Annotated in this window: 1 protein-coding gene; it reads right to left on the bottom strand. The window is 69.1% G+C overall.

Annotated features, from left to right (window positions below):
* Positions 1–6: 6 nt before the first annotated feature.
* Positions 7–1,317, bottom strand: a 1,311-nt coding sequence (locus BW981_RS22230) for an autotransporter outer membrane beta-barrel domain-containing protein (RefSeq protein ID WP_139333914.1), incomplete at its 5' end; no start/stop codon positions are given.

Below are 1,317 nucleotides of genomic sequence, written 5' to 3'. Positions count from 1 at the left end.
GGGGGCTCACCAGCTGTAGCGAAGTGCGCCCTTGCCGCCGAAGCTGCGGGAATTTCTGGCGAATTCACCCTCGAACAGCGCCGCGAGCGCGAGGCCTTTGCTCAGGCTGAGTTCAGCCGAGGCGGTCGTGCGCAAGGCGTTGCGGTCGAGCGCCGCGCCACCGACCGGGAAGGTCGCCCCGGGCAGGGCCTGGAACGTGGCGATGGTGCTGTTGCCGATGTCGTAATTGTGGATCCAGGAAAGGCCGCCCTGCAGTTTCAGCGGCAGATGGGCGATGGCGAGCTCTGCATCGGCCCGCAGGCCGAGTTCGCTGCGGGTCCGCGTCGTCTCCCTGGCCGCATAGCTCAGCGCGAAGGTCGAGGCACCCGACAGCGCGGTCTCGGTATAGCCGGGCAGCGCGACCGTGGTGATCTGGCCCGCGGCATAGGGCGTGATGCCGAATGCGGTGAGCCCGAAACGATGACCGGCCTCGACCCGTCCCGACCAGGTGTTGGCGTTGAAGCGGGCCTGGAGATGGTCGGCGCCGGTGACGGAGCGGTCCGTCGTGACGTCCTGCCAGGCATAGCCCAGAGCGGCGCTGACATAGCTTGCGCCGAAACGTTGGCGGATGAAGGCGCCGGCCTGGAAAAGGTCCGACGAGCCCGAGCCCAGCCCGTAGGTGTTGAAGCTGGTCGCCCCACCACCGAGCGCGAAGCCGGCGATCGTGTCCCGCGAAATCCGGTAATCGGCGCCGGCGATCGCGCCGTAGATGCGGTTGGTGCTGGCGGCCGTGCCCGCTCCGGCATCGGCCCCGACGAACTGGGCCGTGCCGAATCCGCCGGCCCAGACGCTCCAGCGCCAGGCATCGGGGTCGGCGGCCACCGGCAGCTGCTTGGCCGGGAGGTCCATGCCCTTGCCGTTCGAGGACGAGTAGGCGGCGAAACCGGTCGGCCCCGGCGCGATCGAGACACCGCGCCCCTCTGGCGACACGTCCGCGAGCGTCGCCATGAATTGGCCCATCGCATTGACGCTCGTCTGCGGCGTGCCGGTGGCGGGCTCGCCCGCGACCTGCGACAGGCCCGCCGGCGTCAGACTGCCGAAGACGACCGGAATGCCGCCGGTGCGGTCGAAGAAATTGGTCAGGGCATTGGCGGCGGCGGTCTGGTTCGGGCTGAGGCCGCCATTGGGAACCGGCGATTTTGGCGCGACCGGCGTGGGTGTCGGCATGGATGCCGGCGTGAAATCCAGCGCCAGGGTGAGATAGGCGTTGTTGGCGTCGTAACCGAGGCTGGACTTGAAGCCCGCAGGCAGGTTCGTGTCGGCCTTGGTGCCGAAGGT

Origin of the sequence: Allobosea sp. TND4EK4 (genome assembly GCF_900156025.1) — a bacterium.
Taxonomy (GTDB): Bacteria; Pseudomonadota; Alphaproteobacteria; order Rhizobiales; family Beijerinckiaceae; genus Allobosea.
The sequence above is the reverse complement of the archived record's forward strand: the minus strand, read 5'-3'. Positions and strand labels throughout refer to the sequence as shown.